The sequence below is a fragment of the Algoriphagus confluentis genome (genome assembly GCF_036245625.1).
Lineage (GTDB): Bacteria > Bacteroidota > Bacteroidia > Cytophagales > Cyclobacteriaceae > Algoriphagus > Algoriphagus confluentis.
The window spans coordinates 22,759-36,228 of record NZ_BTPD01000014.1 but is presented as its reverse complement, the minus strand read 5'-3'; the positions used below and the strand labels follow the sequence as shown (position 1 = coordinate 36,228).

The 13,470-nt window shown below is 44.5% G+C and carries 14 protein-coding genes; 1 reads left to right on the top strand and 13 read right to left on the bottom strand.

Annotation, left to right across the window (positions count from 1 at the left end):
* Positions 1 to 48 precede the first annotated feature (48 nt).
* Positions 49 to 816: a 3-keto-disaccharide hydrolase gene (locus AAA943_RS18270; RefSeq protein ID WP_338225808.1), complete on the top strand. Its 768-nt coding sequence runs from the start codon at positions 49 to 51 to the stop codon at positions 814 to 816.
* 24 nt (positions 817 to 840) lie between these two features.
* On the opposite strand, the gene AAA943_RS18265 is transcribed toward AAA943_RS18270, so the two are convergent.
* From AAA943_RS18265 to AAA943_RS18205, 13 genes are all read right to left on the bottom strand, one after another.
* Complete coding sequence (locus AAA943_RS18265; protein ID WP_338225739.1) at positions 841 to 2,247, bottom strand: Gfo/Idh/MocA family protein; 1,407 nt, start codon at positions 2,245 to 2,247, stop codon at positions 841 to 843.
* 131 nt (positions 2,248 to 2,378) lie between these two features.
* On the bottom strand, positions 2,379 to 2,591 hold the full coding sequence (locus AAA943_RS18260) for a YgaP family membrane protein (RefSeq protein ID WP_338225738.1): 213 nt from the start codon (positions 2,589 to 2,591) through the stop codon (positions 2,379 to 2,381).
* An 87-nt stretch (positions 2,592 to 2,678) separates the two neighbouring features.
* Entirely contained in the window at positions 2,679 to 3,719 is a 1,041-nt protein-coding gene (locus AAA943_RS18255; protein ID WP_338225737.1) for a glycoside hydrolase family 113, read from the bottom strand.
* 3 nt (positions 3,720 to 3,722) lie between these two features.
* Positions 3,723 to 4,475, bottom strand: coding sequence for a DUF6503 family protein (locus AAA943_RS18250; RefSeq protein ID WP_338225736.1), 753 nt, complete (start codon positions 4,473 to 4,475; stop codon positions 3,723 to 3,725).
* Between the two features lie 141 nt (positions 4,476 to 4,616).
* The gene (locus AAA943_RS18245; RefSeq protein WP_338225735.1) at positions 4,617 to 5,348 is read right to left on the bottom strand and encodes a hypothetical protein; all 732 of its coding nucleotides are present in this window, start codon (positions 5,346 to 5,348) and stop codon (positions 4,617 to 4,619) included.
* Positions 5,349 to 5,501: 153 nt separating this feature from the next.
* Complete coding sequence (locus tag AAA943_RS18240; protein WP_338225734.1) at positions 5,502 to 6,800, bottom strand: glycosyltransferase family 87 protein; 1,299 nt, start codon at positions 6,798 to 6,800, stop codon at positions 5,502 to 5,504.
* A 56-nt stretch (positions 6,801 to 6,856) separates the two neighbouring features.
* Positions 6,857 to 7,711 carry a hypothetical protein gene (locus AAA943_RS18235; RefSeq protein WP_338225732.1) on the bottom strand — a complete coding sequence of 285 codons (855 nt, stop codon included), beginning with the start codon at positions 7,709 to 7,711 and terminating at the stop codon, positions 6,857 to 6,859.
* A gap of 25 nt (positions 7,712 to 7,736) precedes the next feature.
* Positions 7,737 to 8,090: a HepT-like ribonuclease domain-containing protein gene (locus AAA943_RS18230; RefSeq protein WP_338225731.1), complete on the bottom strand. Its 354-nt coding sequence runs from the start codon at positions 8,088 to 8,090 to the stop codon at positions 7,737 to 7,739.
* Entirely contained in the window at positions 8,080 to 8,382 is a 303-nt protein-coding gene (locus AAA943_RS18225; protein WP_338225730.1) for a nucleotidyltransferase family protein, read from the bottom strand. Before AAA943_RS18225 ends, AAA943_RS18230 begins: the two co-directional genes overlap by 11 nt.
* A 19-nt stretch (positions 8,383 to 8,401) precedes the next feature.
* Positions 8,402 to 9,094 (bottom strand): glycosyltransferase family 2 protein, encoded by a 693-nt coding sequence (locus AAA943_RS18220; RefSeq protein WP_338225729.1) that lies wholly within the window; start codon positions 9,092 to 9,094, stop codon positions 8,402 to 8,404.
* Between the two features lie 8 nt (positions 9,095 to 9,102).
* The gene (locus AAA943_RS18215) at positions 9,103 to 10,572 is read right to left on the bottom strand and encodes a cellulose synthase family protein (RefSeq protein WP_338225728.1); all 1,470 of its coding nucleotides are present in this window, start codon (positions 10,570 to 10,572) and stop codon (positions 9,103 to 9,105) included.
* Entirely contained in the window at positions 10,573 to 12,117 is a 1,545-nt protein-coding gene (locus AAA943_RS18210) for a 4Fe-4S binding protein (RefSeq protein ID WP_338225727.1), read from the bottom strand. It lies immediately after the preceding gene.
* Entirely contained in the window at positions 12,114 to 13,466 is a 1,353-nt protein-coding gene (locus tag AAA943_RS18205) for an NAD(P)/FAD-dependent oxidoreductase (protein WP_338225726.1), read from the bottom strand. Before AAA943_RS18205 ends, AAA943_RS18210 begins: the two co-directional genes overlap by 4 nt.
* Between the last annotated feature and the right edge of the window lie 4 nt (positions 13,467 to 13,470).

Below are 13,470 nucleotides of genomic sequence, written 5' to 3'. Positions count from 1 at the left end.
GTCCTCCTCTTTTTAGGATTGCTTTTTGTTTTTGGCGGGTATGCCAAAATGAATCAACCTTCTTGGATTACACTATTTAATGGAAAAGACCTGAATGATTGGACTGTCAAAATCAGAACCCATGACCTTGGGGAAAATTTCGCCAATACCTTTCGGGTAGAAGACGGCCTACTAAAGGTCCGATACGATGGATATTCCAGTTTTGACCAGCAATACGGTCATATTTTTTTCAATACCCCCTTTTCTTATTATCTGCTAAAAGTGGAATACCGCTTTGTGGGAGATCAATGTCCCGGAGGAGAAGGCTGGGCAATACGAAACAGCGGAGCTATGCTACACAGCCAAGATCCCAGAACCATGTTGAAAGATCAGGATTTTCCGATTTCGATAGAGGGCCAGTTTCTTGGAGGAAACGGAAAGGATAAAAGAAGCACCTGTAATCTTTGCACTCCGGGAACCCATGTAGTCATGACCGATTCGCTTTTTACCCCTCACTGTATCAATTCCCAATCCGAAACCTATCACGGAGATCAATGGGTGACTGCTCACTTTATCGTATTGGGGGCAGAAGAGGTACATCATTTGGTCGGCAAAGACACCGTCATCAGCTACTACCAGCCTCAAATAGGAGGAGGAAATGTGGCTCCAGTGGATTCAGATGTAAAGATCGATGGTAAACTTTTGGAATCAGGATACATCAGTCTCCAAAGTGAAAGCCACCCGATTGACTTTAGAAAAGTTGCCTTGATCGATTTATCCAGCTCAAAAGATGACCGGAAAAAGCTGGAAGAGCTGGTCAAAAAAGCATTAAAGTAAAAAGGAGGCCATGGCCTCCTTTTTTTACACCCTCACCTGAGTAGTGCCTCCCCCCTCAAGCGTAATGGGTACCGGCTTGTTGGTCTTCCAATTTCCTCCGGTAAAATCAGGGACATCGATAGAATTGGATCGATTGGCTACAGACCATTCGCTCATAGGTGTGATACAGCTCCAAAGCGCCGCATCATATACATCCTGATCCAGAGGAAGTCCGTTTCTCAGACAGTCGATCAATCTCCAATCCATCATAAAATCCATCCCTCCATGGCCACCGATCTGTTTGGCCAATTCCCCCACTTTCTGCACGATCTCCGGAGTATATTTTGCCTGCAATTCCTTCATTTCTTCCTCCTTCATCCAGCTATGCCCCTTGGATACTTTTTGTTCGGGGTATTTTTGAGCATATCCCTCAGTTCCGCTCACCACATGAAGTCGGGAATAAGGACGGGGAGAAGTCACGTCATGCTGGATCATGATGGTTTTTCCATGTTTGGTCTTTACCACAGTCGTATTCATATTTCCCCGATAGTTTTTTGCAGCGTAGGAGTTCCAAAATGGATCCTGCTCAGCTAATTCAACGGCTTTTTTCTTCATTTGAAAATCATCTGATGACAAAGAGGTCAAATAATCCATCTGATCACCTCGATTAATATTGAGAATCTGGCAAATAGGACCCAGGCCATGGGTTGGATACAGATTTCCGTTTCTGAAGTTTTCCTCCAGTCTCCACATCCCCTGATATCCTTTTTCCTTGTCAAAATTCAACCAAAGCAAATCATGGATGTAGGCACCCTCCACATGGACTACATCTCCGAAAAAGCCCTCTCTAGCCATCTTCAATGTCATCAATTCAAAAAAATCATAGCAGCAGTTTTCCAGTTGCATGCAGTGCTTCTTGGTGCGTTCAGAGGTCTCCACCAGCTGCCAGCACTCTTCCAGCGTCCTAGCTGCAGGCACTTCTACCGCAGCATGCTTTCCAGACTCCATCGCAAAAACAGCCATGGGCACATGCCATTCCCAAGGAGTAGCGATATAAATCAAATCCAAATCAGGCCTTTCGCACATTTTCTTCCAAGCAAAGGCACTACCTGAATACAAATCAGGGCGATGGGGAGTATCCTCTAGGGATTTCTTAGCTTTTTCTGCCCGCTCAGGGAGCAAATCACAAAGTGCCTTGATTTCCACGCCTTCTATTTTGCTAAGCCTATCCACTGCTCCGGGGCCCCTCATTCCAAGCCCCACGATCCCGACCCGGACAGTTTCTATTTTTGGTGCGGCATAGCCACACATATTGAAAGTCTGAATTCTTGAACTTCCATACCTTGCTTCCAATGGCAGCATGTTCATAGATTCTGCAAGAGCCCCACCGGCACCAAAAAGTCCAAGTCCAGTGATACCTGCTGATTTCAGAAATTCTCTTCTTTTATTCATAAGATTTAGGGTCGATTGTTTGGTCTATTTACTAAAATTTTTAAAGAAGATCACATCCGAAAATAAAAAAACCGGAAACATGCGTTTCCGGTCTTTCCCTCAATTTGAAAGCACTATCAATTATCTATAACCTATGTAACCTTTTTCTTTGCACAAGTATTGATTCGCAAAATGGGATAAAGAGGACAGAAACTCACCCAACTGGTCAACACGAAAACCCCCGCAACCACCAAGGCAATAATTCCTAAGGTTCCCTCAAGAATTCCAGTAAAATACAGAATGACCAATGCAACAGCTGCGATCAGCCGGATGGTCTTGTCAGTTGCTCCCATGTTCTTTTGCATAGCTCTAGTCGTTTAAAAATCACATGGGTAAATCTAGAACCCTCAAAAAACAAATACGATGACAAAAGTCACATAAGGAGGTGATATTCACCTACCAGAAAAATAGGCTTGCATCACCTTTTCGGCTTGTTTGCCTTGAGGTGTAAAATCCGGCTCTCTTTGGTGCCTTTGCGGGTACCATTTCCAGAAAAATACACCTGCCAACCAATCCTTTTCCCATGCTGTCTGAAAAAATGCTTCGTAGCATAGCGCCTGAACCTCCTCCGAAAATTCGGTTTCCCGACGTTCATTCGGCCATACCCAAGGTTGGATGGCAGCATCGACGGTGTTGCAATAGCCGATCTCGGTGAAAATTACAGGCTTTTTAAAGCGTCGAACCAAAGTCTCTACTTTTGGAAGATGCTTTTGCCAAGAGGCTTTCAATTCAGAAAGCGAGGGATCATGACCTTTGGCAAGGGGGAAATAGGCTTGGACACCAATGTAATCCAGCGCATCCCAAAATTTGACTTGCTCGAATTCGGTGAAATTGGCGGCATACGTCAATTTTCCGGAATACACTTTTCGGATTTCAGCTATGATGGCTCTCCATTCCTTTTCTCTGGTAGAAGTCTTTTCCAACTCTGTCCCGACACAGAGCATGGGCATTCTTAATTCCTCTGCCAATCGGGCATAATCGAGAATAAAGGCTTGATAGTTCGCAAACCAGCTTTTCCAGTCCTCCTCAGATTGCATCTCGATCTCTCCCACCCAGCCTTCTCTAACCCATAGGTGTGGCTTCATCATATTCATCATCCCATAGCGGGAAGTGGAATCCAGAGTAGCCTTGATCCCCAGCGGAGTCTCTCCCCACCAACGGCGCTCATTGCTCATGTCCCAGCGGATTTCCGGCGAGTTCTTGGCAGATTGCCATCCAAAAGGAGTTTGAGATAGGGCATTGGCCCCTGTCGAAAAAAGGGCTTCCACTTCCCCACCGGCGAGTGGCTGCCTGCTGCCTACCCAACATACCCCTTTCCACTTTTCTTCGGCTTTGATCAAATCCTTATCTGGAAGAGCCCACCATATCAAGGCCATAAAAAAAACAAAGCCCACTGAACTGAAAAGGTATTTCGCATGAGTAGGCTTTGGCATTGCTTAGTTTTTTGGAAGTGCTTCAACTCGGATATTTTCCAGATTGATCTCAGAAAGTTTTTCCAATTTACCGGAAATATACAAGTCCTGCATATTTTCGACTGGGGTATTTTTATCTTCCGGCTTGAGATTCAGATAGTTTTGGAAGCGAATCCCTCCCACTTCCATTACTCCGCTGACTTCCCGCATTCTCACTCCACCTCCATCGGTATGGTAGCTGTAAGCCATGAAATCCATCAGGTGATCTTCCTTTCCAAACCAATACAAAAACTCATCTTCAAAGTGCTCTCCTCCTCCCTCAGGCACAAAAGTCACTTTGATCAGATCGTAGGCCTTTCCATTGAGTTCCGTTTCTCCAAGATGGGTTTTGACCGCTGCAGGATCATTGAGCCCATAGGGAAGGAAGGCAAAATAAGCCACAGAGTTGACGGAGCGGGAAAAAGCCCCAATTCGCTCTTCAGTTAAGGTGTCGATTTTGGTTCCATTTACAGTCCGGATAAATCCTGAATTATTCAAAACATCTCGCACTACCCCAGTAGAGTCGGTAAACTCACGGATGTATTCAAACGATGAGGGCGTCTTGAAAATGGTGTAATGGATATTCCGAAAATCAAATTCAATTTTGACTTCCGTATAGGTGTCGCCTCCATGCGCTTCGATAGCGGAGTCCACGATTTTTTCGGCTTCAGTTCGCTGCTTGCAAGCAATGACCGATAAAAAAATCACTGAGAAAAGCAGGAGATGGGTGAATTTCATAGTCTTAAAGATAAGGGGAAATACGATGGAAATATTGTTGAAATACTTGGAGATAAACCTCGCTCCGCTCGGAGAAATACCCTTCGGGAAATATTTCCATTTATTTCAACCTCTGAAAGAGGTTTTATTTCTAATGTATTTCTACTGTTTTTCAATCTGATACTCGGAATACTTGTACTCTGCGCGGAGAAATACCCTTTGGCCTTTTTCATCGACTCTCCAACTCTCTCTTTTTCCGTGAAGTTTCAATCCACCGACATTTTCTTCCGAAAGGTCATAGACCAGACTTCGGTGGTCTTTGAGTTGAACCTCATTACCTACCATGAGAAAAGTAGCCGGATCAAAAAAGTACCACCAAATGTCCGAATCAGGCCCATAATCCACCCGAATTGCCTCCACTTCCGAACCATTTTCCAAGGTCTTTTTTCCTTCATAAATCAGCTTCCCACCTTCGTCCATCAATTTCCAAGGCTGAGCCACGGTGTAAAAAGCAGCGTCAAAATCCTTTTTTTTGGCCGCTAAAAAGCCCTCATTCTGCACTTCATTCCCACCCATTTGATAGCGGATTTTAGCTCCATCCCAACTGATCATATGCTCAATACTATCCTTTTCCCAAGTGATTTTTCCTTCGAAAAAGGGCTTAAACCGAAATTCATACCACTGATCGAGCTCGGACTCCACGTTGCCGTTTTCGTCCAAAAGACGGGTCCATTTCCGGAATTTAAGTTGGGTAATATTCTCCCAAGCTTCTTGACCCCCATGTGCTTCAATGGATTTTTCCAACAGGACTTGGGCTTGCTGCTCAGAACTTTGGGTACAGGAAAACTGAGTTAGAAAACTGAGTAGGATAAGAAGTCGAAGGGATACTTTCATAAGGCGAAATTAGAGATTAAAGTCATTTGATTTTTTCGAAAAAACTGGCTTAAGACTAATTGATTTCGGTTTTACAGACAGAAAAATGAAGCGTCTCATCTCAAAAAAGGGTTGTTTTTTACCACATAGACACATAAGACTCACATAAGTCCTTTAATTGAGCATATCATCTATGTTTTCTATGTACCTATGTGGTTTAATTTTTTTTAAGAAGTAATCCAAATAGATCCCCAGAACTACCAGGCCATACTCCAGAATCAGAAAGAGGGACTGCTCCTTGAAATCAGCATTTCCATAGGCCTGGTAGGAGAAAATCGCTCCAAAGCTCCAAAGCAAAACCGTCATTTTGCCCCGAATCACACTCAATCCCAAGGCCGGCAGGATATACCAAGGATGCACCACAGGCTGTAGGATGAGGTAAACCAAGTAAATCAACACTATCAAATCGACAAGTTCGATGATAGTTTTTGGCTGCCTTTTCCATGAAAAATACCCGATCAAGAGGATAGTGCTAAGACTGAGAATCTTCGTCAATAAAGCGATCGTATTATATCCCTCAATCCAATACCCCACTTCACGAAGCAAGTAATAGATCGATGCGTTAAACTCAAATTTGCCCTGATAAAGCTGAATGCTTTTCAGAAAGTTGATCCAAGATGCATCTATCAAAAGCGGGGTGAAACTGATCGGGGTAGCGAGTCCAGTTCCAACCCAAAACCACAGCGACTTTCTTGTTTTGCCAAAAGCCAAGAATGCAGGACCCAGCATCAGAGGAAGGAGCTTCATTCCTATGGCTAAACCCCAAAAACCGCCGGAAAGACCCGATTTACCTTTTTGAATTCCCCAAATCGAGGCCAAAAGAAATAGCAACACCAAGCCCTCAAAATGGAGATTTCCGGAGATCTCAAAAACTACCAAAGGATTAAACCAATACCAGAATATCCGCTTGATCGGAAGCTGAAAAGCTATCAATAACTTCCAAAGCAGTACAAAAACCCCAATTTCACCCAAAAGCAAAATCAGGCGGAGAGTCAAATAGCCATTCGAAACAGATCCCATTGAAGCTTTTGCTCCCAACCAGAAAATCGCCTGATTTAGCGGTGGATAGACGGAATAGTAATCGGGAGAATTCAGGTTATTATACAGTAAATTTCTGTAGGCATTGTCAGGATCAAAGTTTCCCTCTTGCCAATCCCGAGGCGTTTGATCGTAAGGATTCTGGCCGATTTTCAGCATTTCCCCATCCCAGAGAAATCGAACAAAATCATCTGACCACTGTGGAACAAATGGAAATACAGCCAATCGAAGCAGCAGTCCTGCGAATAACACGTTGCGAAAGCTGTTCTTTTCCCCTGCTAAAAAAAACAGCCCCAACATCCCCGCAAAAGCCAATGAAAACAGCAAAAAAGTCAAGCCAAACGCTTCTCTCGGCAGCTGCGCAAGGAAAAACAAGATTCCCCCCATTACGAAAACAAGCCCGTATTTTAGGCTACTTTTTGCTGCCGGATTCAAAGCCCCAAATCCTTACGAAGTGGCTCAAAGACCTTTTCATTCTTATTCCAATAATCCATAAGCTGCATCTGTCTTCTTACTGCCTTAGTCACTTCCTGCTGCCCGTTGGCTTTGGTCCAAGTTTCGGTAAATTCCAAAATCTCATAAGGAAAAAAGTCCTGATAGCTAATGGTCACTTTTCTTCCCAGTTGTGAATACATTACCTCGATTTCAGACTGATTGGAACCCAAGCTTTTTTTAGAAATGGTTGCCTGTTCAGCTTTTAGAGGGATGTGTGCGAATCGTTGAAAAATCAAGCTTGGAATTAAGGCCCTATTTCCCATAGGAACGAGATCAGGATTTAACCGGATCAGATTGAAAAGTTCCTCTTCAGGCAGTCCGTTGATCTTTACTTCGGTGTCTCCTTCTTCCTCAAAGTAAGAAAACAGCTTTGCATTGTATTTTCCACTTTTATAATTCAGCTGGGTAAAGGACTGTCCACACCATTCGGTTACCGAGGCCGTCAATTTGGGAGAAGGAACTTCCTCATACACCGGAGTGAATACCGAAAGCATGGTTTGATAGGGATAAACTCCAGTGACAAACTCACGGGTCATATTCAGTTTCATCACTTTTTGAGCATCAGAGGGGCGATCTTGGGGATTATCCATTTTCACCTGCTTGGTTCTGGAAAAATCTTCTGTAACAAAAATCATCACCGCTTTGCCGGGACGAACCTCTCCGTAGCGACTTTGCTGCAAGTCAAAGACATTGATTTCCGCCTTTCCCTGATACCAATACTTGGCAAATTGCTCTTCTTCGACTCCTTCACGGCCGGAGGAGCTGCATGCTGCAAAAACAGTGAGTATCATCCAAGATAAAATCAGGTTTAGACCATTATTCGTCTTTGGTTTCAAATTGCTTAATGAGTAGCTCGATTTCATCTTTGAGTTTAGGCAAGTTTTTAATGGAAATTCCCCAAATGGTTTCTGAAGAAACAGAGTCATAACCATGAATGATTCTATTTCTAGTATCCACAATTTTCCTTGAATTAGAAATCTCGATTTCAGGATATGCTTTAAGGATTTGACTGACTGCCTCGCCGATGATCTCAATATTTCGCTCAACCGCCTTCTGGGTTTTGAGATCCTTTTTAAACTCAAAGTAATCTCTGGGCATTGGCAAAAAATCAAAAATTTGGTCTATGGCTATCTTTATATCCAACAACCTACTCAAGATCTTATCCTTCATAGATCATCTTCTTGGAACGCTCGATTTCCTTTTTGATCACGGGATTCAAATCCGATCTCTCTTCCAACAAATCCACCGGTCTTCCAAGGATTTCTTCCAGTCCGAATTTTAGGTTGAAATATTTTTCGGTGTAATCCAGTGGATCATTCTCGTATAAATCCACAATCAAATCCACATCACTTTCCTGCCCAAAGCGATCAGTCAAAACCGATCCAAACGCATAAAGGGACTTTACTCCCTGAGATTTACAAAGCTTTTGGATTGCAGGAAAGTAAATTGAAAGATTTTGCATGGCTTGGATCAGTTGAGTTTTACCAATAACGAAATATCGTAAAAATAATCTTATACCCCGCTCCAATCACACCTTTGACCGTGCCGCTTACTTTGGACACACCGATGCGTTTGCGATAGTTGACCGGCACTTCAGTGTAGCGCAGACCGGCTTTGTGAGCTTTGATCTGCATCTCGATGGTCCAACCGAAATTTTGATCGATCATATTTAAGTCCAACAACTTTTTCCAAACGATTGCCCGAAAAGGCCCCAAATCAGAGAATTTTGCGCCTTGGATGTACTTCATCATCGTCGTCGCCAGCCAATTGCCAAAGACTTGAGGAAAAGTCATGGAACCGCTTTCCCGTTGTCCCAAAGCTCTTGAGCCGATGACCATGTCGGCCTTTTCATCCAAAATCGGTTGTACCAATTCCCTCATTTCCTCCGGATAGTCACTGTAGTCTCCGTCCAAAAAGACCACGATATCGGGTTGGATTTCCTGCTTTTTGAGCCAGTCCATCGCAGTCAAGCAGGCTTTTCCGTAGCCTTTTTGGGGTTCAAAGACGACTTTGGCCCCTGCTGTTTCTGCGGCTTGTTGGGTTTGATCGGTAGAATTATTATTGGCCACGACGATGTGGCGGACAAACTTTGGAATCTCGGCAATGACTTTGGGGATGGACTTTTCCTCGTTGTACGCAGGAATGATGACGTCAATTATCGGCGGGTGATTCATGGAAAATATTAGTGACCGAGGCCGTAGGATTTAAAGGAGGAGACAAACACCATGGTGTATCCAAAGGCGAGCATGGCATGAAACGGAAGGAAAAGGAAATTTCCCTCACGAAAAGCCAATCCCACCATCACCCAAAATACCAAGGCCAATACCCCTTCAAACCAGGTGGTGAACGGCATGCGATGCAAAATGTATCGATTGGAACTAAGCGAAACTTTTCCGGATTCGAGATTGAATTTTGGAGTTCGGATAAAGGGGGATTTTTTTCCGGTCAACCCTTCCCAAACTGCTTGGGCATTGTGCAACGCGAGCCCCATGGACACGGAAAGGAACAGCGGCAACTGCCAAATCACTCCCAAAAAAGAAGAGAGAAATGACCTTCTGGCAATAAAATAAGAAGCCAAATACACTCCAGCTATCAATACAAATCCAATCAGGAAAATCCCCGAAAGCCTTACCATCCACTCGGGAATTAGTCCCTGCACTCCTGCCCACCACACGCCAATGCTACTCAGACTGGTCAGCAAGACCGCAATGAAAATCGTGGAATTGAATAAATGGGCAAAGGAATGAAACTTGATCCGAAAAGGTAATTTTTCCTGACTCACCTTTCCTGCATGCTTTACGGCACATTCGGCCCCACCTTTTGTCCAGCGGAATTGTTGGGATTTGATGGCCGACATGATGGGCGGGAGTTCAGCAGGAGATTCGATCTCGGGTCGATAGACAAACTGCCAACCCTTTCTCTGGGCTCGATAGCTCAGGTCCAAATCTTCGGTCAACGTATCATCATGCCAGTTGCCTGCGTCGAGGATGCAGCTCTTCCGCCAGATTCCACCTGTACCATTGAAATTGATAAAGGCACCCTGTCTGTTTCGCCCCATCTGCTCGATGAAGAAATGCGCATCCAAAGCAAAGGCCTGCAATCGGGTCAGGAGAGAATAGTCTCTGTTCAGGTGCGTCCATCGAGTCTGCACCATCCCGATTTTTTCAGAGGAGAAAAAAGGAATCGTTTTCATCAAAAAGTCAGGATCGGGCACAAAATCCGCATCGAAAATGGCGATGAATTCTCCCGAAGCTTGCTTCAATCCTTCACGAAGTGCTCCGGCCTTAAATCCTTTTCGAACCGTTCGGTGCAAGTAGCGGAAGTTGATTTCGGGGTATTCTTTCAGTTTGGCTTGGATCAAGTCCACTGTCTGATCGGTACTGTCGTCCAAAATTTGGATTTCGAGTAATTCCTTTGGGTAATTCAACTTTGCGGCAGCATCAATCAGGCGCTCGACGACATAGAGTTCGTTGTAAACGGGAAGCTGAACGGTGACTTTTGGCCAGATGGAAGGCGTGACTTGAGGTGTGGAAGCCCATTCTTTTCGGGCTTTCAGAAAATGAAACAACAAATGTCCCTGCGCCAAACTGTAAATCAGGATAAACAGCATTCCCAAGAAATACAGCCCGCAAAGGAAATAATGGATAATCATTTAGGCATTGAGCTTGATGGAATCGTTGCCAATAATAATAGGCAAATCGATAATTCGGTTCTCTTCCGGCCCGTTTTCCAACTTCAACACCCCACGAGGACACACAGCCGAGCACACGCCACACCCAACACAGGAGGAACGCACAATGTTCTGTCCACGCTGGGCATAGGCACGGACGTCAATTCCCATTTCGCAATACGTCGAGCAATTGCCGCAGGAAATGCACTGACCGCCATTTGTTGTGATTCGGAAACGCGACTTAAAGCGCTGCACGATACCAAGGTAAGCTGCCAAAGGACATCCAAATCGGCACCATACCCGGTTTCCCATAAATGGATAGAATCCTGTCCCCACTACTCCTGCAAAGGCAGAACCGATTGCAAAACCATAAAACGAATGGAGCTGATTGGTGACATTTCCCAAAAAGCTAAAGCCGGAAAAGTAGTTGGCTATCGTCACGGCAGTCATCACCACGGCCAAAACCAAAACGCTGTGAATTATCCAACGCTCGTATTTCCAAGCTTTTAGTGACTTGTCAGAAAGCTGACGAAAAGGATCTCCGACCGTCTCCGCCAAGCCTCCACAACCGCAAACCCAGGAGCAATACCATCTTTTTCCGAAGAAATAGCTAAATACCGGTACCCCTACGATAATCAGCATAATCCCCCAAATCAGCATAAACATTCCCATGCCTCCACCGGAGAGAAAGGTCGAAATCTGGTAATCGTAGAAGAAATCGTAATCGAGCGGCCAAATATTTTTGAAATCGAAATAAGGTTGATTTAAAAGGACGAGGATTTCGGGAATCAAAAAGGCAAAAGCTGTTTGAAAAAACATGACCGAAGCGGTGCGGAGTTGTTGGTACTTATTACCTCGGTATTTCCGGAACATTCGCACTCCCATCACCAAAATAGCCAGCGTGTACACCAAGCCGTACAAAAACCACTGGCTAGCAGGACCGCCTGATAGCAATCTGGAAATAGGGTCAACCATCCACACCAAATTTACCAGGTAAGCGGGAAACCAATAAAGCACCACATAAAATACTATCAGAAATCCTCCTGTGGTCATTCCAAGCCAGCCCTTATTCTTGAGTCTGGAGTGAAAAATTCCGTTGTTTTTGATTCCTGCCGGTTGATCAGCATACTGACGGAAATTATACAAATAGCCCCCCAAGACAGCCAAACCAATGGACAAGGCCAACCAAAGCAAGGGATTGTCTCTCACAGGGCTTTGCAGTGCAGCTTTTGCCAAGGCAAACCCATAATCATCCCAAATGACCTGATCCCAGAGTTGCTGGGCTTTCAAGTTGTCATTGTAGGTAGTAAAGTTTTCTCCAAAAGCAGTTAGAAAGGAGAAGTTAGAGCCATATTCTTGACCATACATCGGAGCGAGGATTTCGGCCATTTTCTCTTGATGGATATCCTTGGTATTGGCCAAAACCAATTCTTCACTCAGGGTATAGTTTCCCAAAAACGGAACCGCCGTAAATACAGTCAATCCGATCAGAAACAATCCCAATCCTATTTTTTCGATCGTCTTCATACGCTTGCTCCGAATAGTTTTTGGATAAATGATTTTTTGGCAGGCTGGAAATTTCCACCGAATTGCGCTTTGAAGGCCTTTTGGATCTCCATGTAGTAAGGAGCAAAAAACTCCGGATCGAAGTTGGCTTTGTCGAGTTTGGCAATCACTTTTTCACCTGACCACTTTTCCCGGATGGCCTGATCGAAGAACTCATGTCGGAGCCGGAAGCCAAAATTATTCACGCCAAGAATTTGATGAGCTGAATTCATAAGCATGCGGAAACTGACTTTTCCTGAAGCATGCTCCCAATAGAAACTTTTGACCTCAGAATCGTCCCAATTTGGAGGAACAGTTCCATAGGTTTGGTATTCGATATCCAGGAATTTGGCCGAGTTGAACCAGATTCCGGGTTGATAGGGAATAGGTTTTTTGCAAAGGTTATGGGCCAAGGTTTCTCCATGCATTCGTCCGGTGTACCAGACTTGCTCGATGTTTCTTCTGTCTGCAGCTGGCGGATTTTCAAATTCCGCACAGTCCCCGATGGCATAGACATCCGGGATATTTGTTTGAAAGAAAGCATCCACTTTCACTCCTCGATTCACCCTCAATTCTGTATTTCTGAGGAAATCCACATTCGGACTCACTCCTGCAGTCAATCCCACAAATTCGCAGGAAACCTCTTCTCCCTTGGAAGTAATCGCTGCTTGGACACGGCCATTCGAATCGGAAAGTATCTCTTTCAACTCGGTCTCCAACCGTAAGTCGATATGATGCTCCCGAATGTGTCTACTGACCAATTCGGACTCTTCTTTGGGTAAAACATTGTCCCAAAATCCTTTTTCCCTAACCAAAAAAGTCACTGGAATTTTCTTGTAAGCCAACATTTCGGCCATCTCAATCCCAATCAAACCACCGCCTACGATCACTGCACGTTTAACCCTATTGTTCGTGTTTTTTTCCATCAGTTCCAAATCCTGCTTGGAATACAGCCCCTGCACACCTTGTAAATCCTGACCCGGCCATCCAAACTTATTCGGCTTTGAGCCAGTAGCCAAAACCAACACATCGTAATCCAAGTCATCTCCATTGGAAAAAAGGAGTTTTTTCGAAGAAAAATCTACCTCAGTGACCCATTGATGAATTAGGTCGATTCGGTTTTTCTCCCAAAACCAATTTTCATAAGGCTGAGTATGCTCAAACTTCATGTGCCCCATGAATACATACATCAGCGCAGTCCTGGAGAAGAAGTAGGGACTCTCTCCTGAAATCACCGAAATGCGGACTTGATTATCACCCTTACGGAGCTGTCTGGCACAAGTAATCCCGGCAATCCCATTTCCAAGAATTGCTATATGTCTAATTGCCATAATG

Excerpts from the sequence above, each read along its gene's own strand:
- AAA943_RS18230 (WP_338225731.1), bottom strand. The coding sequence starts at position 8,090 with ATGAAGGATAAGATCTTGAGTAGGTTGTTGGATATAAAGATAGCCATA.
- AAA943_RS18250 (WP_338225736.1), bottom strand. The coding sequence starts at position 4,475 with ATGAAATTCACCCATCTCCTGCTTTTCTCAGTGATTTTTTTATCGGTC.
- AAA943_RS18270 (WP_338225808.1), top strand. The coding sequence starts at position 49 with ATGAATCAACCTTCTTGGATTACACTATTTAATGGAAAAGACCTGAAT.
- AAA943_RS18215 (WP_338225728.1), bottom strand. The coding sequence starts at position 10,572 with ATGATTATCCATTATTTCCTTTGCGGGCTGTATTTCTTGGGAATGCTG.
- AAA943_RS18225 (WP_338225730.1), bottom strand. The coding sequence starts at position 8,382 with ATGCAAAATCTTTCAATTTACTTTCCTGCAATCCAAAAGCTTTGTAAA.
- AAA943_RS18255 (WP_338225737.1), bottom strand. The coding sequence starts at position 3,719 with ATGCCAAAGCCTACTCATGCGAAATACCTTTTCAGTTCAGTGGGCTTT.
- AAA943_RS18265 (WP_338225739.1), bottom strand. The coding sequence starts at position 2,247 with ATGAATAAAAGAAGAGAATTTCTGAAATCAGCAGGTATCACTGGACTT.
- AAA943_RS18245 (WP_338225735.1), bottom strand. The coding sequence starts at position 5,348 with ATGAAAGTATCCCTTCGACTTCTTATCCTACTCAGTTTTCTAACTCAG.
- AAA943_RS18220 (WP_338225729.1), bottom strand. The coding sequence starts at position 9,094 with ATGAATCACCCGCCGATAATTGACGTCATCATTCCTGCGTACAACGAG.
- AAA943_RS18205 (WP_338225726.1), bottom strand. The coding sequence starts at position 13,466 with ATGGCAATTAGACATATAGCAATTCTTGGAAATGGGATTGCCGGGATT.
- AAA943_RS18235 (WP_338225732.1), bottom strand. The coding sequence starts at position 7,711 with ATGATACTCACTGTTTTTGCAGCATGCAGCTCCTCCGGCCGTGAAGGA.
- AAA943_RS18210 (WP_338225727.1), bottom strand. The coding sequence starts at position 12,117 with ATGAAGACGATCGAAAAAATAGGATTGGGATTGTTTCTGATCGGATTG.
- AAA943_RS18260 (WP_338225738.1), bottom strand. The coding sequence starts at position 2,591 with ATGCAAAAGAACATGGGAGCAACTGACAAGACCATCCGGCTGATCGCA.